The sequence below is a fragment of the Mesorhizobium sp. M0663 genome, assembly GCF_040320585.1.
Classification (GTDB): Bacteria; Pseudomonadota; Alphaproteobacteria; order Rhizobiales; family Rhizobiaceae; genus Mesorhizobium.
On sequence record NZ_JAMYPX010000004.1, the window covers coordinates 236,615 to 257,365 of the forward strand.

The window sequence follows — 20,751 nt, forward strand, 5'->3', positions numbered from 1 at the left end:
CATTGCAAAAGGCCCGCCATGAAAATCGTCCTGATCAACCCGCCGCATACCGCCATCGGCAGCCGTGTGCCGGACGACCATCTGCCGCCGCTCGGTTTGCTGGCACTGGGCGGTCCGCTGATCGACGCGGGACACGAGGTGCGGCTCGTCGATGCCGAATTCGGGCCGATGCCGCTTGCCACGCTGGTCCGGGACGCCTTGAGCGACCATCCCGACTGCATTCTGATCGGCCATTCCGGCTCGACCTCTGCACATCCGACAGCCCTGCTGATCGCCGGCATGGTCAAGGACATCGAGCCAGCGACAATCCTGATTTATGGCGGCGTGTTTCCGACCTATCACTGGCGCGACATACTGGCCGAAACGCATGCCTTCGACTTCATCGTGCGCGGCGAGGGCGAGGCGACAATCGTCGCGCTGGTCGAAGCGCTTGAGAAACGCAAGCCGCTCTCGGACGTGGCGGGGATCGCCTTTCCTGACGATTTGCGCCGTCCTTTTGCCACCCGGCCGGCAAGGACGATCGCCAATTTCGACGATTACCGCATTGGCTGGGAACTGATCGACTTCAGTCGCTACAGCTATTGGGGCGGCCAGCGTGCGGTGGTCATGCAGTTCTCGCGAGGCTGCCCACATCTGTGCAATTATTGCGGCCAGCGCGGCTTCTGGACGCGCTGGCGGCACCGCGACCCCGGGAAGTTCGCGCGGGAGATTGCCTGGCTATACCGCGAGCATGGCGTCGAGCTGATCAACCTTGCCGACGAGAACCCGACGTCGTCCAAAAAAGCCTGGCGCGCCTTTCTCGATGCGATGATCGCCGAGAATGTGCCGGTGCTGATCGTCGGCTCCACCCGCGCCGACGACATCGTCCGCGACGCCGACAGCCTGCATCTCTATCGCCAGGCCGGCGTCATCCGCTGGCTGCTTGGCATGGAAAATACCGACGAGCAGACGCTTGCATTGATCCGCAAGGGCGGCAGCACCTCGTCCGACCGCGAGGCGATACGGCTGCTGCGCCTCAATGGCATCTTGTCGATGGCGACCTGGGTGGCCGGTTTCGAGGACGAAAGTTTGCGCGACCTCTGGCGCGGCTTCCGCCAGCTGATCGCTTATGACCCCGACCAGATCCAGGCGCTCTATGTAACGCCGCACCGCTGGACGCCGTTCTTCAGGATTGCCAGGGACCGCAAGGTGATCCAGCTGGACGCCCGCCTGTGGGACTACAAGCACCAGGTGCTGCGGATGACGCGCCTCAAGCCGTGGATGTTGTTCTTCGCCGTCAAGCTGATCGAACTGGCCGTGCAGTCGCGGCCCAAGGCGCTGGCGCGCATCCTGTTCCACAAGGATCCGGAGCAACGGCATTCGATGCGCTGGTACACCAAAATGGGCCGCCGCGTCTGGTTCCGCGAAGTCTGGGGCTTTCTGGTCCGCGACCGCCGCCTGAAAAATGGCCCGACGCTCGCCGAATTCTGGGGCGCGCCGCAAGACGAGGAGGAGGAATCGATGGTGGTCGCGCGCCCGGCCCGCAAGGCGGTAGAAACAGTCGTCGCGATCTCGCCCGGCGCCTGATACCTGACTATGCGCATGACGTACGACCGCTCGCGCGACCTCTAGAGATAAAGTGCGATGCGGTGCGCAAACTGATATGTGCGATGGAGAATGGGGAGGGCCGCATGCAGACGAAAGTGCATCAGAGATTTGTTGCTCGAATCGCCGCGTACGAGACGGACCTTGAGCTTTCAAATGTACTACTCAATAAATTTATCAATCAAACGCCGGACAGTAACCAAACGGTGGCCGTCGCTATCAATGCGAACCCCCATACTCATCAAAAACTCGATGGCAGGGTAAACACAAAGACTTCCCGGAAAATCGTGGGTATCCATCTCAAAAGGACTGTCTATGGGTCCTTCATCAAGGATGCTTACGAGGATTTTGGCGAGTTCTTGACTTCGATCGTAGGCGTCGCCGCTCTCGCTGGCTTCGATCCTGCACGCATAATCGGTGACCTCAAGGTCGATATTAAACTAAGCGACCTTCTCGCGACGGGTTCTTGGAATGAGATGATCAAAAAGGTTTCCGAGACGATCTTCCGTTCCCTGGAAAATGAGCGGAGCACGATCAAGCTAATCGAAAAAATAGACAAACGACTGGGCCTGGAATTGACGCAGGTGACGATTGATGCCGCCATGCCCTTCCTGGACGCGCGGCACATAATTGTTCACAACGACGGTAAAATAGATGCGGCTTATACTGCGAAATACGCTGCAATCGCGATATCGGAAGGGCGCATTAAACTTGATTTCCCATTCGTGAACGATGCGAGGCACGCGATATGCGCCTTGGCCCGTCACATTGACGATCAAGTGCAGGCCAAGGGCCTTTGCCGCGCAACGGATCTGGTCGCTTAATCGGTTTTTGCCGATAGTGGCGAGAGGCTCTCTATTCCCTTTGTAGCTTCACGCGGCGCTTGGTCGCCGACGCGTCCAGGTAATTAGCACTGCGCGCTTGAACTTCCGATGCCGCAAATGGGGCATTAGGTTATAATATCCCCATGCCGAACTTCTTTTTCCCCATAACCTGGCTGCTCCCTGAATTCGAGGGGGATGTGTGCGGCAACGACCTCGTACGCGTGCACAAGCGCAAATGGGAGGTCCCGATCTTCGATTTGTATTCCCTCGTCGCGGAACATCATCCCATCAGGGTGCCGGCCGAGCTGATGCAAGTCTTTCTGCAAAGCGTAAATCTCGAATTTGAGACTACTGGCAGAGATTTTCCCGAGGCCGCCGATCGCATCGATGCGTACCGCGCGATGCTATACCTTCGTGGGACTTGCCCCACAGTCGCGCCGTTTGGTTGCAACACGTCGCTCAACGCTTACGCCGGCATAAACGCCCGCTCATCCGGCCATCAAGCGACAATGCACGAAGGAATGCGCGAAGGAATCACGCACGCGACCGCGCGGGTTGAGACCTGGTCGCATGAGCTATCCTTTGTATGCATCGTCGGCGAACCGGGTCAATTTACCCGAAACGTAAGTGAGGGTGTCGCCGATGGGGTCGCCCAAGATATGACAAAGTGGCTCGCTTTCGAAAAAGAGACGCCCGTACTGCGCGCGGCGCGCCGTGCCTTGGTCAAAGCCCCGCTAATCCCTGATCTGGGGAGCTCGATCCTTCATATCTGGCAGGGAATCGAAGGCCTTTTTCCATCGATAAGCACCGAGATAACGTTTCGAACATCTCTGCTGTTAGCGGAGCTACTAGCCCCGCTCAATTCCCGTTCCGTCACATATGAGGCCGCGAAAAAAAGTTATGGGGACCGCAGCAGGATTTCTCATGGTTCACAAAAGCCGGTTAGCATGGAGAATTGGGCGCGGGCTTGGTTGCTCTTACGCGACGCGCTACAAGCAATCCTGCTGCACGGAAGCATGCCAAACGAAGAGGATTTGACGCGAAGCCTGCTCAAAGACGATTGAATCCCGAGGCCGCCAATCACGGCACGATCAGCGTGCCGGCGCCGTGTTCGGTGAACAGCTCGAGCAGCACCGCATGCGGCGTCTTGCCGTTAAGGATGACGACGCCTGCGACGCCGCGCTCGATTGCCTCGATGCAGGTCTCGACTTTGGGGATCATGCCGCCCGAGACCGTGCCGTCCTTGATCAGGGCCTTGGCCTCGGCCACGGTCAGCTCGTCGATCAGCTTCTTGTCCTTGTCGAGCACGCCGGGCACGTCGGTAAGGAACAGCAGGCGCGTCGCCTGGCAGGCGCCGGCGATGGCGCCGGCAAAAGTGTCGGCGTTGATGTTGTAGGTATGGCCGTCGCGGCCGGGCGCCACCGGCGCCAGCACCGGGATCATTTCGGACCGCGCCAGGAGGTCGAGCAATGTGCGGTCGACCTCGACAGGCTCACCAACGAAGCCCAGGTCGAGCACCCGTTCGATGTTGGAATCCGGATCGATCATGGTCTTGCGCGCCTTTTCGGCAAACACCATGTTGCCGTCCTTGCCGCACAGGCCGATCGCCCACTCGCCCTCGGCATTGATCAGCGCGACGATCTCCTTGTTGATCGACCCGGCCAGCACCATCTCGACAATCTCGACGGTCTTCTGGTCGGTGACGCGCAAGCCGCCCTCGAATTTGGATTCGATGCCCATCTTGCTGAGCATGGCGCCGATCTGCGGCCCGCCGCCATGCACGACGATCGGGTTGACGCCGGATTGTTTCAAAAGTGCGATGTCGCGGGCGAAAGCCTTGCCGAGCGCGATGTCGCCCATCGCGTGGCCGCCATATTTCACCACGACCGTCTTGTTCTCGTAGCGCTGCATATAGGGCAGCGCCCTTGAAAGCAGCGCGGCCTGCATTTCGGCGGTGGCGGCGACATCCGTCATCGGCGTGGTTCCCAGCTTGGCATGAACGGCGGCGTCTTAGCGGGAATTGGACGAGGGGGCAAACGGCTTTGCTGTCACGATCGATCAAATCACCGCCTATGCCGGCCGCTGCAGCGGCGCCCGTCGGCCCAACCAGCCCGAGATCCTTTCCATCTGCGCGGCGAACGACAAAAGCGTTTCCTCGTCGCCGGGGCGGCCGGCGGCCTGGACGCCGAGCGGCAGGCCGGCATCGGTGACGTAAACCGGAAGCGTGATCGACGGTTGCCCGCTGACGTTCTGGATCGCCGGCCAGTGGGTGAACCACAGGCTCTTGTCCATCAGCTGGCCGAATAGCGGCTTGAACTTCAGCAGGCCGGCGAGGCGCAGTCTGTCCAGAACATTCTCGATGAATTCGTCGGCGCCTTTCGGGTCCATGGTGCCGCAGGCGAGCGGCGGGTGCGCGATGACAGGCATCAGCACTGCATCATAATGCGCGGTTTCGGTGATAAGCCGGCGCGAGGTTGCGTGCAGCCGCTGCAGGCCGGCATAGATTTCGCCGGCCGAGAGAATTTCACCGAACCGGCTCATCACGCGCGTGGCGCGTTCGATGTCGCCTGAGATGGAGCGGCCGACGCGCAAGGCCTCGCCACGCATCGTGCCGGCCACCGCCGCAGCGACGGTTCTGGCGAAATCGGCGATGAAATCGCGATCGATATAGGGCAGGTCGATCTCCTCGACGCTGTGTCCGCCTTCGCGCGCCAGCCCGATCGCCGCATCCAGAGCTTTCAACGTCTCTTCCGATATCGGCAGGCCGAGCGGCGATTTTCGATAGAAGGCGAGCTTGAGCTTGCCCGGATCGCGCCCGGCGGCCGCAGTGAAACTGCCGTTCGGCGAGGGTGCCGCGTAGGGCGACAGCGGGTCGGGCCCGTGGGTCAGGTCGAGCAGCAGGGCCGTATCGCGCACCGAGCGGGCCAACGCATGGTCGACGACGAAGCCGTACCAGCTTTCGGTGACGAGCGGCGTCAAGGGTACGCGGCCGCGCGAGGTTTTCAGCCCGATCAGCCCGGTACAAGCCGCAGGCACCCTGATCGAGCCGCCGCCATCCGAGGCATGCGCCACCGGCACGACGCCGGCCGCGACCAGCGCAGCCGCACCGCCCGAGGAACCGCCGGTCGTGTGCGCGGTGTTCCATGGATTGCGGGTGACGCCGTAAGCCACCGACTCGGTCACCAGCCTCAGCCCGTGTTCGGGTGCGGTGCTGGTGGCGATCGGGATCAGGCCGGCGGCCAGATAGCGTTCCGTCATCACCGAGCTGAAATCGGGGGTGAAAGCCGGGATGCGGCTGCCGCCATGCGTCGGCACGCCCTTCATGGCGATGCCGAGGTCCTTCAACGCAAAGGGCACTCCGGCAAGCGGCAGCTTGTGGTCGACGGTTTTCGCTCGCGCCCGCGCCGCCTCAAAAAGCGGTTCGGCGATGGCGTTGATCTCCGGCAGGGTGGCCTCGGCCCGGGCGATCGCCGCATCGACGAGATCTTGCGGTGTGATCTCTCCCTTGCGCACGAGTGCGGCCTGGCCGGTTGCGTCATGCTCCCACAGAACCCGCTCGATCGACATGGTCGCCCTCCCGCTCATTGCAAGCTAGCGGGCGGCGATTTCATTGGCAATCGACGCTGGCGCTGCCGGTGCGCAAGACCATTTCAGTCGTTGCAAATACATTGCAATCGCCTAATTTGGCGGCGGATGACGCCGCAGGACATCAGCAACCTGATTGTCCGGACTTCGATGAAGGACCGGGCTGCGTTCGATCTGCTCTACCGGCAGACCAGCGCGAAACTTTTCGGCGTCTGCCTTCGTGTATTGAAGGATCGGGGAGATGCAGAAGAGGCGCTTCAAGAGGTCTTCGTCAAGATATGGACGAAGGCGGACCGTTTCGCCGTTTCGGATCTGAGCCCGATCTCCTGGCTGGTGGCCATTGCGCGCAATCATGCGATCGATCGGATCAGAGCGCGGCGAGAGCCTGCCGCCTATATCGATGCCGCGCTCGACGTGGCCGATCCGGCGCCGGGGCCGGAGGCCATGGCCGTGGCGGGCGGTGAGTCCGAACGCATCTACCATTGTCTCAAGGAATTGGAGAAGGATCGGGCGGCGGCCGTCCGGGGCGCCTATCTGGATGGCAAAAGCTATGCCGAACTGGCGGAGCGCTATGGCGTACCGCTGAACACGATGCGGACCTGGCTGCGGCGCAGCCTGTTGAAACTGAGAGAATGCCTGGAAAGATGACGCTGGCTGACGACAACGGACAGGAACGTGGGGGCGACGACCTGTTCGCCGCCGAATACGTTCTTGGCGTTCTGGCCGCCGATGAACGCGAGATCGCGTCGCGCCGCATCGATGCGGACGCCGCCTTCGCGCGCCTTGTCGATGCCTGGGAGGCGCATCTTTCGCCGATGGCCGCCGCCTATCCGGAGACAGAGCCTCCGATCAGGGTCAAGGAAGCATTGGACCGCCGGCTGTTCGCTGCAGAGCCGCGCGCCGGCCTGTGGTCGAGCCTTGGCTTCTGGCGCGGTCTTGCCGCCGCCGCCATTGCGGCGCTGGCGATCTACATCGCCGTGCCTTACTTCCGCCCGTCCACCGAACCGCCGCAGGCGCGGCTTGTCGCCTCGCTGGCGGCCGAAGGCAGCGACGTCAAATATCTCGTCGTCTACGATGCCGCCCGTCACGAGGTCGGTCTTTCCCACGTTTCCGGCGAGCGGGCCGCCGGCAAGGACTTCGAGCTGTGGATGATCGAAGGCAAGAAGGCGCCGGTGTCGATGGGCGTCATCCCGGCCGGTGCGACCGCGCATTTGGCCATCCCGCCCGCCGTCCAGGAGAAATTGGCGCAAGGCGCCGTGCTTGCGGTCAGCGTTGAGCCTGCCGGCGGTTCACCGACCGGCCAGCCGACTGGACCGGTGGTCGCAGCGGGCGATCTGAAGAGCATCTGACCGCTTCTCATCTCCGGAAGCAGACCTTAAATCTATCTCCCGCGATTTAAACGCCTGCAAAGCTTGTTGGCGGCTGTCGATCCGCGCCGGGCAAATTGCAGCGACAAATATTTTTTTGCGGAGAGGGCGAAACTCCAGCATTTCTATCGCGTATCTCCTTGCGTTCCCAAATGAGGGGAACAATAACCCGAGGAGATTGAAATTATGCGTAAATTCGCCACCATTTTGCTTGCCGGCACGGTCGCCATTTCCGCGCTCGCCACCATTGCCTATGCTCAAAATCCGATGGTCGGCGGCGCCGCCATGTATGCCCAGAAAAACATCGTCGAAAATGCTGTCAACTCGAAGGACCACACGACGCTGGTCGCTGCCGTCAAGGCAGGCGGCCTGGTCGATACGCTGCAAAGCGCTGGCCCCTTCACTGTGTTCGCGCCGACCAACGAGGCCTTTGCGGCACTTCCAGCCGGCACGGTGGAGACGCTGCTCAGGCCTGAAAACAAGGACAAGCTCGTCAAGATCCTGACTTGCCATGTCATCGGCGCCAAAGCGATGGCCGCCGACGTCGCCAAGATGGTCAAGAACGACGGCGGCACCCACAAGGTCAAGACGGTCGGTGGTTGCGAACTGTCGCTCAAGGCCGACGGCGGCAAGGTCACCGTGACCGACGAGAACGGCAACGTCGCCAATGTGACCATCGCCGATGTCGAGCAGTCCAACGGCGTCATCCACGTCGTCGACAAGGTTCTCCTGCCGAAGATGTAACAAACGCACGCTGCCGGCGAAGATATCACTAAGGGCCTCCCTGCGCACACTCCGCGCCGTTCACGCAAGATGTGGATAGGCGCGGAGTCCCGCTTTGAGGACAGCGATCGTCACCGGCTTTTGATTTCCGTGTGGCGGTCGAATTTGGCACAAGCAATGACAGGAGGAATGGCCATGAACCGTCGCGAGCTTCTTTTGAGTGGTGCGGCAGCCATTGGCGTTGTCGCAGGCGCCACCGCGCTGCGCATGGGCGGAGCCCAGGATGCACGCGCGGCTGAGACTTTCGAGGTTACCAAGACCGAAGCCGAGTGGCGCGCCATCCTGTCCGACGCGGCCTTCAATGTGCTGCGCAAGGAGGGCACGGAATACCCGGGCACCAGTCCGCTGCTCAACGAGCACCGCAAAGGCATCTTCGCTTGCGCCGGCTGCGGCCTGCCGGTCTATTCGTCAGAGACCAAGTTCGATTCCGGCACTGGCTGGCCGAGCTTCTGGCAGGAAATCCCGAATTCCGTCGGCAAGACCGTGGACAGGTCTTTGGGCATGACCCGCACGGAGGTCCATTGTCGCCGCTGCGGCGGCCATCTCGGCCACGTATTCGACGACGGTCCGCCGCCGACCGGGTTGCGACACTGCATCAATGGCGTTGCCTTGACCTTCAAGCCGGCGACGGCGTGAGGACGGCTGCGACCCTGACTTTGTCGGAGCGCGAGAGGACTTCGTAATGGTTGATTTTGCGCATGACCCCGAAAATCGCTTTTCGGGGTCATGCGCGAGGGCGCCAGGCGGGGGATCCAGCGCGCCTCAATGGCCTCCGCCACCGCCGCCCTGAGCGGCTGGCTTGCGGATCACCAGGGTGAAGAGCCCAAGCGTCGCGAACAAAACCGTCAGCATGAAGAATACGTCCATGAACGACAGCAGCGACGCCTGCTGCTGGACCATGCCTGACAGTTTGGAGATGGCCGCCTTGGAGGCGTCGAGCCCGGCGGTCTGCTCGAAGTTGAGCGTCATGTTCTGCAGCTTCTGCTGCGCAGCGGCACTTCCCCATTGCACGTGCTCGGAGAGCCTGGCGTAGTGGAAGGCATTGCGGTCGATCAGCACGGTGTTGATGACTGCCAGGCCGACGGCGCCGCCGAGATTGCGGGTCAGGTTGAACAGGCCAGACGCATTCTTCAGCCGCTCCGGCGGCAAGGTTCCGAGCGCAATGTTGTTGATCGGCACCATGCAAAGCATCATCGAGCAGCCGCGCAGGATCTGCGGGATCAGCAGTTCATAGAAATCCCAGTCGGCGGTGAGATGCGTCATCCACCAGGTCCCCGTGGCGAAGCCGAAGAAGCCGATCATCATCATGATGCGCGGGTCCATCTTGTTCGACAGGATGCCGGAGATCGGCGCAGTGAAGAACATGGCCAGGCCGCTGACGAACAGCGCCTCGCCGATCATCATCGAATCGTAGCCGCGGATCCGCCCCAGGAACACCGGATAAAGATAGGTCAGACCGTAGAGGCCGATGCCGACGACGAAGGAGAACAGCGAGCCGAAGGCAAAATTGATATTGCTGAAAGCCCTCAGATCGACAATCGGCTCCTCGGCGGTGAACACGCGCCAGAAGAACAGCACCGCGCCGAAGGTCATGATGACGGCGCAGATGAACACCGCCTGATCCTGCAGCCAGTCGTTGTTGGGACCTTCCTCCAGCACATATTCCATGCAGCCGAGGAAGGCGGCCATGCCGGCAAGCCCCCACCAGTCGAACTTGCTGAACAGCTTGAGATTGGGTTTGTCGAAGTCGATCAGCGACCAGGCGGCCGTCGTCACCAGAATGCCGGGCACGACGTTGACCAGGAACAGCCAGTGCCAGGACATGGCATGGCTGATATAGCCGCCGACGGTCGGGCCGATGGTTGGCGCCAGCGTCGCTACCAGGCCGATCATCGGCGAGACGATGGCGCGACGCGACGGCGGGAAGATGGTGAAGGCGGCTGCAAAGACGCTCGGGATCATGCCGCCCCCGATGAAGCCCTGCACGGCGCGGTAGACGATCATCTGGTCGATATTGGTTGCGGTCGCCGCCAGCGCGCTGGCCGCGGTGAAACCTGCCGCCGAGATTGTGAACAGCACCCGCGTCGACAGCATCCGGCTGAGGAAGCCCGACAGCGGGATCATCACCACCTCGGCAATCAGATACGCCGTCTGCACCCAAGGAATCTCGTCCGAACTGGCGCTCAGGCCCGCCTGGATCTCGGCCAGCGAGGCCGAGACGATCTGGATGTCCAGGATGGCCATGAACATGCCGAACACCATTGCCAGGAAGGCGATGACGCGGCGTGTCGAGATGTGGTCAACCGGCACCGGCATGGCTGGCGTCGGCGCCGATCCTGCAGTTAGGGTTGCGGTCGCCATGACCTTTGCTCCCGGTTCCGCTTTACTTCGATGCCGAAGGCGCCGTGCGGCTGTCGACGGCGACGACGACGCTCAGGCCGGCGCGCAGCTTGCCCGTCTTCAGCACATCCGCGGGCACGTCGATGCGAACCGGAACGCGCTGCACCACCTTGGTGAAATTGCCTGTGGCGTTCTCCGGCGGCAGCAGCGAGAACACTGCTCCCGAAGCCGGGGCCAGCGACGACACGGTACCCTCGATGTCCTGACCGTCGATCGCGTCGACCGACACTCTGACCTTTTCACCAGGCACCAGCCGGGCAAGCTGGGTCTCCTTGAAGTTGGCGACGATGTAGAGCTTGTCCATTGGCACGATGACGGCGAGCTTCTGTCCGGGGCTGATCAGGTCGCCCTGCTCGACCGAGCGGTTGCCGACCACGCCGTCATAGGGTGCGCGCAGCACGGTGAAGGACAGATCCCGCACCGCCTTGTCGTGGGCAAGCTGCAGCGAGGCCAGCGTGCTTGCCGATTCCGCCCGCTGCGCCTGAAGCACGCCGATATTGGCCTGAGCCGCCGCGATCTGCGCGTCGGCGCCGGCTAGTGCGGCATTGGCTTGCTCGACCGCCGTCTGGGCATCGTCCAACTGGGCCTGGGTACCGACGCGGGTCTTGAGCAACTGGGCGGCACGAACCTGAGCTCGCTTCGCATTATCGGCCGCGGCCTGGTCGGCGGTCTTCTGCGCCTGCGCCTGCTTGAGCGAGGCGCGCGCCGCTTCGGTCTGGGCATCGATGCGGTCGAGCGTCTTGCTCAACGTGGCGATCTGCGCCTCGGCCTGGGCAACGGCTATCTTGTAGTCGCCGTCATCGACGATCAGCAGCGGGTCGCCGGCCTTCACCTGCTGGTTCTCGGTCACTTTGACCTGATCGACATAACCCGAGATTTTTGGCGAGATGAACGCCGTGTCGGCCTGAACATAGGCGTCGTCGGTCGTGATCATGAAGCGCCCGTCGGTCCAGTAATCATAGCCATACCAGGCGCCGGCGCCCAGCAGGGCTAGGCCGATGATGGGCAGCAACATCGAGCGCATCGAGCGCTTCTTCTTGGCGGGAGCCAGCGGGGTGACGTCGGCGGGCTTGAGAGGGGTTTCCGGCGCTTCGATCGCAGGCTGGACCTTGGCACTGGGGAAGGGGCGGACTTCGGCACTGGTGGGCGCGTTCGAGGACATGATATCTCTCTAAATTAACTGGCGCTGAATTTCGTCAGACTGAACCGTTCGGTTCGATCTCGACGTTGACTTAGCGCTTAAAGAGGCCCATATCAAGAGCAATCGAACCGGGTGGTTCGAATTATTTTACGAGGTGTGACATTATGGCCGAAGCCCCCAAGGCCGCTCCTTTGCCTGATTCAGGCCCATTGCCCAGCGCCGGCAAGGACCAGTGCGATCTGCTGGACAGTCTGCCGCGCGGCCGCCCGGCCGCGGGGCAAGACCCGGTCAAGCGCAGCCAGATCATCGAGGGTGCGCGCCGTGTCTTCATCGATAAGGGCTTCGAAGCCGCGTCGATGAACGACATTACGCGCGAGGCCGGCGTGTCCAAGGGCACCATCTATGTCTACTTCGCCAACAAGGAAGAGCTGTTCGAAGCGCTGATCGAGGAAGAGCGCGGCACGATTTTCAAGAACATGTACGAAGTGCTCGACCAGATCGGCGACCTTCGCCAGACGCTGGTGAAGTTCGGCATCGTGCTATCCATGAAGATCACTTCGGCGAGGGTCATCCTGGCGCAGCGGACGGTGATCGGCGCGTCGGAACGCATTCCGGAGCTTGGCGCGCGATTTTACGAACGCGGCCCAAAGCGCGGCCATGACAGGGTTGTCGTTTTCCTCAACATGGCTATCGAACGCGGCCTGCTGAAGATCGACGACGTCGAGCTTGCCGCCTATCAGTTCACCGAGCTGTGCCTGGCCGGTCTTTTCCGCCAGTGCATATTCGCCTATCGCACCAAGGCGCCAAGTGCGGCCGAGATCGAACACATCGTCAGGTCGGGCGTCGATGTGTTCCTGAAGGCCTACGGCACCGAACAGCTGGCAGAGCAGGAACGGGCCTCCAGCCCCGCCTGACCAGCCGTCGGAATCCGTTGCCTATCCGCCGTTGGCGGCGAGCACGATCGCCGCACGCAATTCCTCGAGGCCCTCGCTCTTTTCCGACGACGTGGCGAGCACGAAGGGAAATGCCGCCGGGCGTTTCTTGATCTTCTGGAGCGTTTCCTCGATCAGCCGCGGTACCCCCGCCGCTTTGATCTTGTCGGTCTTGGTCAGCACGATCTGATACGACACCGCCGCCTTGTCGAGCAGCGACAGCACCTCGTCGTCCTTGGCCTTGATGCCATGGCGGGCATCGATCAGCACGTAGACGCGCTTCAGCGTCACCCGGCCCTTCAGATAGTCGAACACGAGCTTCGTCCACTCGTCGACCTTTTCCTTCGGCGCCGTGGCGTAGCCATAGCCCGGCATGTCGACCAGGGCCATCGGCGGCAGATCGGCGCCCTCTCCCGAAAATCCGCCCGGCACGAAATAGTTGAGTTCTTGCGTGCGGCCCGGCGTGTTGGAGGTGCGCGCCAGCCCCTTTTGGTTGACCAGCGCGTTGATCAGCGACGATTTGCCGACATTGGAGCGGCCGGCAAAGGCGATCTCGGGTGGACCCTCCGGCGGCAGGAATTTCATCGCCGGCACGCCGCGGATGAAGATCCAGGCTCGCGTGAACAATTCGATGCCGATCGTGGTCTTGTTCAACGCGTTCAAACCGCTGCCTCCAGAAGAAAAATGTTGCTGCCACGAATGGCATCGAGATTGCGGCTGATCTTTTCCACCGGCCAGTGCCACCACGCCAGCGCCAGCAGCCGCCGGATGGTCCTGTCATCGAAGCGCATCTTCACCACCTTGGCCGGATTACCGGCGACAATCGCATAGGCTGGCACATCGTGCGTCACCACCGACTTTGCCGCGACGATAGCGCCGTCGCCGATTTTCACGCCCGGCAGCATCACCGCTTCCATGCCGATCCAGACGTCATTGCCGACGATTGTGTCGCCACGCACCTCCTTCGACCATGTCGCCGGGTCGAAGCCTTCCTCCCAGCCATGGCCGAAGATGTTGAACGGATAGGTCGAAAAGCCGGACATGGCGTGATTGGCGCCGTTCATGATGAAGCGCGCACCCTCGGCAATGGCGCAGAACTTGCCGATGATCAGCCTGTCGCCGATGAACGGATAATGATGCAGCACGCATTTTTCGGCGAATTTGTCGGGTCCGTCAGGGTCGTCATAATAGGTGAAGTCGCCGATCTCGATATTCGGCGCCGTCACCAGCGGTTTCAGAAAGCCGAGGCGTGTGTGCAACGGGATCGGATGCTTGATCGATGGATTGGGTCCGGTCATATCGAGCTCCGTCGAGCAACTGCCAGGCAGGTCAAAATAGCGCGATCCGTCCGGCAGTACCAATCGCTTAATCCAGGCGGGCAGCTTTTGCAAAAAGCCCCGGACGAACCGGGGCTTTTTGGTTTCGCGTCCTAGGAGCGCCGGCTATTCCGCCGGCGACGGTTTCTTGCGGAACAGCGCGACCAGATTGTCCCACAATTCGATCTTGGCGCCTTGCCGCTTCATGATCACGCCCTGCTGCAGGATCGACAGCGTGTTGTTCCAGGCCCAGTAGATGACGAGGCCGGCCGGAAAACCCGCCATCATGAAGGTGAAGATCACGGGCATCCAGGTGAAGATCGCCGCCTGCGTCGGGTCCGGCGGCGTCGGGTTCATGCGCATCTGCAGGAACATCGTCACGCCCATGATCAGCGGCCAGACGCCGATCATCAGCATGTGCGGCAAGGTAACGGGGATCAGCCCGAACAGGTTGAAAATCGATGTCGGGTCCGGCGCCGCCAGATCCTGGATCCAGCCGAAGAACGGCGCGTGCCGCATCTCGATGGTGATGTAGAGCACCTTGTAGAGCGAAAAGAACACCGGGATCTGCAATGCCACCGGCCAGCAGCCGGCGAGCGGATTGATCTTCTCGGTCTTGTAGAGCTCCATCATCGCCTGCTGCTGCTTCATCTTGTCGTCCGCGTATTTCTCGCGGATCTCGAGCATCTTGGGCTGTACCTTCTTCATGTTCGCCATCGACGCATAGGACTTGTTGGCGAGCGGGAAGAACAGCGCCTTGACAATGACGGTGGTGGCGAGGATCGCCAGACCGAAATTGCCGAAGAATTTGTAAAGCGTGTCGATCAGCGAGAACATCGGCTGAGTTATGAACCAGAACCAGCCCCAATCGATCAGCTTTTCGAAAAGCCTTATCTTGCGATCTTTCTCGTAAGCATTGATCTTGTTGACTTCCTTTGCGCCGGCAAAGATCTCCGATTCAATGGTCTTGGATTCGCCGGGCTGCAGCGCAATCGCGTCCGTGCGGAAGTCAGCTTGATAGCGATGACGGCCGTCCTCGTAATAAGCGAAGTTTGGCTGAAACTCCTGCGCCTCTGTCGGCACCAGCGTCGCCGCCCAGTATTTGTCGGTGATGCCCAGCCAACCGTCCTTGGACTTGCTCGGTGTGTACTGCTTGTTTTTCTCGAGATCGGCGTATTTGTGTTCCTGCAGGCCTTCGCTGCCGGTGACGCCGATCAGGCCTTCGTGCAACACATAGGTGCTGGCGACCGCCGGCTTGTCGAAGCGGGTGATGCGGCCGTAATTGAACAGCGAGACAGAGCTGCTACCGGAATTCTGCACGGTGTCGGAAACGGTGAACATGTAGTCGTTGTCGACCGAGAGTGTGCGTTTGAAAGTCAGGCCCTTGTCGTTGGTGAAGGTGAGCGTCACTGGTGTAGCCGGCGTTAGCGTCGGATTGCCGTCGACGTTCCAAACGGTCTTGGGTCCCGGCAGCGTTCCCACCTTGTCTTCGCCAACAAAGCCGATCTCGGCGAAATATCCGTTCGGCAGCGACTCAGGATTGAGCAGCGCGATCTTGGGTGAGTTTTTGTCGACCGTCTCCGTGTAGTGCTTGAGCTTGAGATCATCGAGACGCGCGCCGGTGAGGTTGATCGAGCCTTCGAGGCTCGGCGTGTCGATCTTGACGCGCTTGGTCGAGGCGATCGCCTGGTCGCGGCTAGCCGCGGCGACGGCTTCGCCGCCAGGCGCGCTCGGAATGGCGCCGGGCTGCACCGGTGTTTCGCTGGCGCCCGGACTGGTGCCTTGGGCGGCCTTCTTCTGCTCCGCCACGCGCTGCTCTTCGATGCGGGCGGCTTCGCGCTGCATCTCGCTGCGCGGCATCACATAGAAATATTGCCAAAGCGCCAGGATCAGCACCGACAGTGCGATGGTGATGAAGAAGTTGCGGTTGTTTTCCATCGAAGCCCTTGGCCTATCGTGTTCCACGCAATCTGCGGGAGAGTTCGGCCTTCAACTGGCCGAACGGAGTGGTAAGCACGTCTTCGCGCCCGACGATGACATAATCATTGCCGGGCGCCATGTCATCCGCGGCATGCGTGCGCACGGCCTCTCTGAGCCGCCGCCGGATGCGGTTGCGAACGACGGCGTTGCCGACCTTCCTAGTGACGGTGTAGCCGACGCGCGGCGCCTCGCTGTCGCCGCGGCCCACGACCTCGACGAGGAAAAGCCGCCCGCGGCGCTTTTCGCCGCGGCGGACAGCCAGGAATTCCGCGCGCTTCAGAAGCCGCTTGGGATGGGCACCCGTTGGCTTGCCGGTTGCGGGCAACGATCTTGTCTCTCGCTTGGTGCTCAGGCGCTGAGACGCTTGCGGCCGCGGTTGCGGCGGGCTGCGACGACGCCGCGGCCACCTTTGGTGGCCATGCGGGCGCGGAAACCGTGCCTGCGTTTGCGGACGAGTTTGGACGGCTGGTAAGTACGCTTCATTTGTTTAAATACCGCGGGGTGCGGCCCTTCTTGATTCTGTCACTTTGTAACAGGAGCTTTGCCGGGCCGGTTTTGGCGCGATCGAAACCGCGCCGGGACGAATGGCCCGAGCGTGAGCGGGCTTATAGAAAGAAGGGTTTTGGAAGTCAATCCAGCGTGTCGGGCCGGCATTGTCGGACCGGCATCGGAGTCTTGCGGCCCTTTGTCCGGCTTCGGCCAAGGATGAATTTGGCAAAAAAGCCGCAATCGCCTAATCTCACCCGATCAAGCGATCGTGAAGACGAGCAGTCCCTAAGACAAGCAGCCGTGATGACAGGCAGCCGTGACGACGAGCATGAGTGAAGTCCCAGCAACCGACGAAAGCATCGCCCAGGCGAAGGCGGCCACCCGCAGGGTGCCGCTGGCGCGCGGCCTGTCGACCAAGTTGCTGCTGCTCACCATCGTCTTCGTGCTCTTGGCCGAAATCCTCATCTTCGTGCCCTGGATCGCCAGCTACAGGCTGAGTTGGCTGAAGGAGAGGCTGAGCACCGCCGCCGCGGTTTCCATCGTCCTAGTGCAGGGCGAACCTGCCTCGCTGTCGCGTGCCGCCCAGAACGACGTACTGATGGCGATCGGCGCCAAGGCGATCGCCGTGCGCGACGGCGGCGTCTCGCGGCTTCTGGTCGTGGCCGAAATGCCGCCGCAGGTCGACGAGCATATCGATATCGCCAATGTCGGCATGATCGAGGGTATGACCGGCGCGCTGGACACGCTGTTTTTCGGCGGCAAGCGGATGCTGCGCGTTTTCGGGCCGGTCGGCGACAGCGACAAAGAATTCGAGCTGATCATGCCCGACCACCGCCTGCGCAATGCCATGCTGATCTATTCGCGCAACGTCGCCTTCGTCTCGCTGCTGATCTCGCTGTTCACCGCCATGCTGGTCTACGCCGCGATAGACCTGATCATGATCGGCCCGATCAGGACGATGACACGCTCGATGCTGTCCTTTTCCGAGGCGCCCGACGACCCCGGCCGCATCATTCACCCCGCCGCCCGGGCCGACGAGATCGGCGTCGCCGAACGCGAGCTGTCGCAGATGCAGGAGCGGCTGCAGAAGATGCTGACCGAGCAGAAGCACCTGGCCGATCTCGGCCTGGCCGTGTCGAAGATCAACCACGACATGCGCAACATCCTCGCCTCGGCGCAACTGATGTCGGACCGCCTGCGCCAGGTCAAGGACCCGACCGTGCAGGCCTTCGCACCAAAACTGCTGCGCGCGCTCGACCGTGCGGTGTCCTACTCGGAGGGCGTGCTGGCCTATGGCCGCACCCAGGAGCCGCCGCCGTCGCGCCGCAGGCTGCGGCTGCGCCAGCTGGTCGAGGACGTCCAGGGCCTGCTCGACATCGAATGCGGCATCGAATTCGTCAACGCCGTCGATCCGGTGCTCGAGGTCGACGCCGATTCCGACCAGCTGTTCCGCGTGCTCACCAATCTTAGCCGCAACGCCGTGCAGGCGATGGCGGCCGACACCGAGAGCGCCGTGGTGCGCCGCCTGACCATATCGGCCGAGCGCATCGGCAGCGTCAGCCGCATCGTCGTCACCGACACCGGCCCCGGCCTGCCGCCAAAGGCGCGAGAAAACCTGTTCGCGGCATTTCGCGGCTCGGCCCGCAGCGGCGGCACCGGCCTTGGCCTGGCGATCGCCCATGAATTGATCCGCGCCCATGGCGGCACGGTGGAGCTGGTCGAAAGCATCGGCGGCCGCACCACATTCGCGGTCACCATTCCCGACCAGCCGGTCCGGCTCGACCAGGCCCGCAACGGTCTGCGCCGCCCGGCGTAACGAACCGTTTCGTTACGGACCGTTTCAATTCGCAAATGGTTGGTCCGAGACTACGAGCCGTCGGCTCGGCCGCCGTGCAACGGCGTGTTTCGTTACGGGCCGTTCCGATTGGCAAATGACTGATCCAAGACGACGACCTATCGGCTCGGCCGCCGCGTGACGCGATCTTGCCTTCGCCGGCCGGCACATGACGGCAAAACTTTTGGCCAGGATCGGCTTGCTTTTCGCAAATTCAGTCGCTAGGGAACAGCTCACATTCGCGGCCGGTCGCCAGGATCGGATCGCGGGGCTATGCAAAGCATGGCCTGTTGCGCGCCCGTAGCTCAGCTGGATAGAGCACCAGACTACGAATCTGGGGGTCAGGAGTTCGAATCTCTTCGGGCGCGCCATTAAACCCATGCCTACCCCGGGAACATAGGTAACAGAATCTACCACCGGTGGCCGGAAAGTCGCGAGGGCTGAGCGCCATCCATGCCAAAAAGGGGATCGTCAGCTAATGCTGCTCAGTCGGCCTGCTTAATCTCCGGGCCCGGTTCAGTCGGCGGGCCTGGCGTGCAATCCTGGCCAGTGCATTCCTGCACGGGATCTTTCGCCGGCGGGAGACAATTTTGGCCTTCACAATGAACGGGCGGCTGCGTTGTTGCGGCTTTATTGTTCTGCGGCACAGGCCGATCCTCAGCGCGAACGGCCGGCATTCCAAGGTCGATCATGGCCGTGCACAAGAGCGCAATCCGAAGCAAATTCATTTTCGCCTCCGCAACTGACAGCGAGACGCAGATTATACCTTCGAACTGCGGCCAACATCCTGTCACCCGCGAACGGCGTTAACAGCGCGTTTCATTGCCGGTCGGAAGGGCGTACCGATTGAGATCGAGCGTCGTCCTCTTCCTGGCAAAATAGCGCCAGAAACGGGGCTTTCGGCCAGAGGTGACTGAAGCCAACCTTCCGATTTTCCTGTACACCTGTTCGAAGGGTTCGAGGCGCGTTAGGGCCTCGCATATTCGAGGTTTTCAGTTCTTTCACGGGGGAACGTACATGACGGCATTCAACAGCGTCCGCTTCCGGGTCAAGCCGGGTAGTGAAGACGAATTCGTCGAACTATTCAGCAGCGCTCCGCGCAATTTCGAGGGATTGCGAAAAAGGGCTCTCATCAAATCGGGAGATGGCGCCTTCTTCTCGATTGGAGAGTGGGACACTTTTCACCACATGGTCGATGCCAGGCCCAAAATGCTGGGCAATCTTGATCGGTTCCGGCATACGTTGCAGCAGCTTGAGGGCGGATATACGGATGCTGTTTCCGGCGAGGCTGTCTTCGAAACGGACGGCAGGAGCAGCGGCAGGTCGGTATAGTTTCGCACTTCGAAAAGCTTATGCCGTGCGCCACGTCCCGGCTCTATTACCTAAACCGCACATTCCCCCTGGAAAGCTCTGCCACCGACCTGCATCCCATCAGCCGCATGTCGCGTTCGATCTCGGTTCGCATCAGGCCGAGCGCCCGTTCGACGCCGGCCTTGGCGCCCAACGACAGGGCCTTCAGCACATGCGTGCCGCGCTGGACGCCGCTGTCGATGATCACGTCTATCTTGTCGCTCACCGCGTCGGCAATCTCCGACAGTTGGTCGAAGGGGCTGCGCGAGCCGTCCAACTGTCTGCCGCCATGATTTGACAGAACGATACCGGTGCAGCCGATGTCGACCGCCTTTCTGGCATCGGCGACGCTCATGATCCCCTTCAGGCAAAACTGGCCGTTCCAGAAGCGGACCATGTCTTCGACGTCCTTCCAATCCAGCGACGGGTCGAGGATCTCGGTGAAATAGCGGCTGATGGAAAGTGCTCCGCCGCCGAGATCGATATGGCCGTCCAACTGCGGCAGGCTGAACTTTTCGTGCGCCAAATAGTCGATGGCCCATCTCGGCTTGATCGCGAACTGCATCATGCCGCCGAGCGTAAGCCGAAAGGGGATGGAAAAGCCGGTCCGCAGGTCACGCTCGCGGTTTCCGCCGGTGACGCTGTCGACCGTCAGCATCATCACGTCGACGCCGGACGTCTTGGCGCGCTCCATCATGGCGCGGTTCAGGCCGCGATCCCTGTGGAAATAGAACTGATAGACCTGCGGCGTCCTGTGCTTGCGGACTTCCTCCAGGCTGACCGTGCCGAGCGACGAGACGCCGAACATCGTGCCGAACTTCTCCGCCGCCGCGGCGACGGCGCGCTCGCCGCTATGGTGAAACAGCCGCTGGAGAGCCGTCGGCGAGCAATAGACCGGCATCGCCAGCTTCTGGCCCATGACGGTGACCGACATGTCGACCTGTCCGACGCCGGCAAGGACGTTGGGGACGAGATCGCAATCCTCAAATGCCGCCGTGTTGCGCCGCAGCGTCGTCTCGTCGTCCGCGCCGCCATCGATATAATTGAAGATCGGACCTGGCAGGCGCTGTTTTGCCAGCCGGCGGAAGTCCTGAAAATTGTAGCAGCTTTGCAATCTCATGAAATCAATCGGGTATATGCCGGGCCCGATGTCAAGCCTGTGCCAT

General features: G+C 61.7%; 20 protein-coding genes and 1 tRNA gene. 11 read left to right on the forward strand and 10 right to left on the reverse strand.

Annotation, left to right across the window (positions count from 1 at the left end):
• The first annotated feature begins 18 nt into the window (after positions 1-18).
• The 3 genes from bchE to NKI54_RS10525 all read left to right on the forward strand — a co-directional run bounded on the left by bchE (position 19) and on the right by NKI54_RS10525 (position 3,472).
• Entirely contained in the window at positions 19-1,566 is a 1,548-nt protein-coding gene (gene bchE, locus NKI54_RS10515) for a magnesium-protoporphyrin IX monomethyl ester anaerobic oxidative cyclase (protein WP_352691425.1), read from the forward strand.
• A gap of 104 nt (positions 1,567-1,670) precedes the next feature.
• Positions 1,671-2,408 (forward strand): hypothetical protein, encoded by a 738-nt coding sequence (locus NKI54_RS10520; protein WP_352634813.1) that lies wholly within the window; start codon positions 1,671-1,673, stop codon positions 2,406-2,408.
• Positions 2,409-2,551: 143 nt separating this feature from the next.
• On the forward strand, positions 2,552-3,472 hold the full coding sequence (locus tag NKI54_RS10525) for a hypothetical protein (protein WP_352634815.1): 921 nt from the start codon (positions 2,552-2,554) through the stop codon (positions 3,470-3,472).
• Positions 3,473-3,488: 16 nt separating this feature from the next.
• Here the strand turns inward: NKI54_RS10525 and argB are convergent, their stop codons facing one another.
• Positions 3,489-4,382 carry an acetylglutamate kinase gene (gene argB, locus NKI54_RS10530; RefSeq protein WP_023677482.1) on the reverse strand — a complete coding sequence of 298 codons (894 nt, stop codon included), beginning with the start codon at positions 4,380-4,382 and terminating at the stop codon, positions 3,489-3,491.
• Positions 4,383-4,478: 96 nt separating this feature from the next.
• Positions 4,479-5,975, reverse strand: coding sequence for an amidase (locus tag NKI54_RS10535; protein WP_352634817.1), 1,497 nt, complete (start codon positions 5,973-5,975; stop codon positions 4,479-4,481).
• Between the two features lie 126 nt (positions 5,976-6,101).
• Here NKI54_RS10535 and NKI54_RS10540 point away from each other — a divergent pair, with 126 nt between their 5' ends.
• From NKI54_RS10540 to msrB, 4 genes are all read left to right on the forward strand, one after another.
• Complete coding sequence (locus tag NKI54_RS10540) at positions 6,102-6,641, forward strand: sigma-70 family RNA polymerase sigma factor (protein ID WP_023677484.1); 540 nt, start codon at positions 6,102-6,104, stop codon at positions 6,639-6,641.
• Positions 6,638-7,342: an anti-sigma factor gene (locus NKI54_RS10545; RefSeq protein ID WP_352635038.1), complete on the forward strand. Its 705-nt coding sequence runs from the start codon at positions 6,638-6,640 to the stop codon at positions 7,340-7,342. Before NKI54_RS10540 ends, NKI54_RS10545 begins: the two co-directional genes overlap by 4 nt.
• A gap of 204 nt (positions 7,343-7,546) precedes the next feature.
• On the forward strand, positions 7,547-8,104 hold the full coding sequence (locus tag NKI54_RS10550) for a fasciclin domain-containing protein (RefSeq protein WP_352588546.1): 558 nt from the start codon (positions 7,547-7,549) through the stop codon (positions 8,102-8,104).
• Between the two features lie 174 nt (positions 8,105-8,278).
• Positions 8,279-8,779, forward strand: a complete 501-nt coding sequence (msrB, locus tag NKI54_RS10555; protein ID WP_023677487.1) for a peptide-methionine (R)-S-oxide reductase MsrB — start codon at positions 8,279-8,281, stop codon at positions 8,777-8,779.
• 126 nt (positions 8,780-8,905) lie between these two features.
• Here the strand turns inward: msrB and NKI54_RS10560 are convergent, their stop codons facing one another.
• Complete coding sequence (locus tag NKI54_RS10560) at positions 8,906-10,459, reverse strand: DHA2 family efflux MFS transporter permease subunit (protein WP_245274730.1); 1,554 nt, start codon at positions 10,457-10,459, stop codon at positions 8,906-8,908.
• Positions 10,460-10,526: 67 nt separating this feature from the next.
• Positions 10,527-11,705, reverse strand: coding sequence for an HlyD family secretion protein (locus NKI54_RS10565; protein ID WP_023677489.1), 1,179 nt, complete (start codon positions 11,703-11,705; stop codon positions 10,527-10,529).
• A gap of 143 nt (positions 11,706-11,848) precedes the next feature.
• Between NKI54_RS10565 and NKI54_RS10570 the strand changes: the two genes are divergently transcribed.
• Positions 11,849-12,598 (forward strand): TetR/AcrR family transcriptional regulator, encoded by a 750-nt coding sequence (locus NKI54_RS10570; RefSeq protein WP_352455986.1) that lies wholly within the window; start codon positions 11,849-11,851, stop codon positions 12,596-12,598.
• Between the two features lie 21 nt (positions 12,599-12,619).
• Here NKI54_RS10570 and yihA read toward each other — a convergent pair whose 3' ends face one another.
• From yihA to rpmH, 5 genes are all read right to left on the reverse strand, one after another.
• Complete coding sequence (gene yihA / locus NKI54_RS10575; protein WP_031193748.1) at positions 12,620-13,279, reverse strand: ribosome biogenesis GTP-binding protein YihA/YsxC; 660 nt, start codon at positions 13,277-13,279, stop codon at positions 12,620-12,622.
• Entirely contained in the window at positions 13,276-13,914 is a 639-nt protein-coding gene (locus tag NKI54_RS10580) for a CatB-related O-acetyltransferase (RefSeq protein WP_352634819.1), read from the reverse strand. Before NKI54_RS10580 ends, yihA begins: the two co-directional genes overlap by 4 nt.
• Before the next feature lie 144 nt (positions 13,915-14,058).
• The gene (gene yidC, locus NKI54_RS10585; RefSeq protein ID WP_352517616.1) at positions 14,059-15,870 is read right to left on the reverse strand and encodes a membrane protein insertase YidC; all 1,812 of its coding nucleotides are present in this window, start codon (positions 15,868-15,870) and stop codon (positions 14,059-14,061) included.
• 13 nt (positions 15,871-15,883) lie between these two features.
• Positions 15,884-16,237, reverse strand: coding sequence for a ribonuclease P protein component (rnpA, locus tag NKI54_RS10590; protein WP_352517615.1), 354 nt, complete (start codon positions 16,235-16,237; stop codon positions 15,884-15,886).
• A 23-nt stretch (positions 16,238-16,260) separates the two neighbouring features.
• On the reverse strand, positions 16,261-16,395 hold the full coding sequence (gene rpmH, locus NKI54_RS10595) for a 50S ribosomal protein L34 (RefSeq protein WP_008833937.1): 135 nt from the start codon (positions 16,393-16,395) through the stop codon (positions 16,261-16,263).
• Positions 16,396-16,729: 334 nt separating this feature from the next.
• Between rpmH and NKI54_RS10600 the strand changes: the two genes are divergently transcribed.
• The 3 genes from NKI54_RS10600 to NKI54_RS10610 all read left to right on the forward strand — a co-directional run bounded on the left by NKI54_RS10600 (position 16,730) and on the right by NKI54_RS10610 (position 19,567).
• On the forward strand, positions 16,730-18,217 hold the full coding sequence (locus NKI54_RS10600) for an ATP-binding protein (protein ID WP_352455990.1): 1,488 nt from the start codon (positions 16,730-16,732) through the stop codon (positions 18,215-18,217).
• A 312-nt stretch (positions 18,218-18,529) separates the two neighbouring features.
• Positions 18,530-18,606, forward strand: a tRNA-Arg gene (locus NKI54_RS10605).
• Positions 18,607-19,252: 646 nt separating this feature from the next.
• Complete coding sequence (locus NKI54_RS10610; protein ID WP_352691430.1) at positions 19,253-19,567, forward strand: DUF718 domain-containing protein; 315 nt, start codon at positions 19,253-19,255, stop codon at positions 19,565-19,567.
• Positions 19,568-19,613: 46 nt separating this feature from the next.
• Here the strand turns inward: NKI54_RS10610 and NKI54_RS10615 are convergent, their stop codons facing one another.
• A complete protein-coding gene (locus NKI54_RS10615; RefSeq protein WP_352691433.1) occupies positions 19,614-20,705 on the reverse strand; it encodes an alpha-hydroxy acid oxidase in 1,092 nt (363 codons plus the stop codon).
• Between the last annotated feature and the right edge of the window lie 46 nt (positions 20,706-20,751).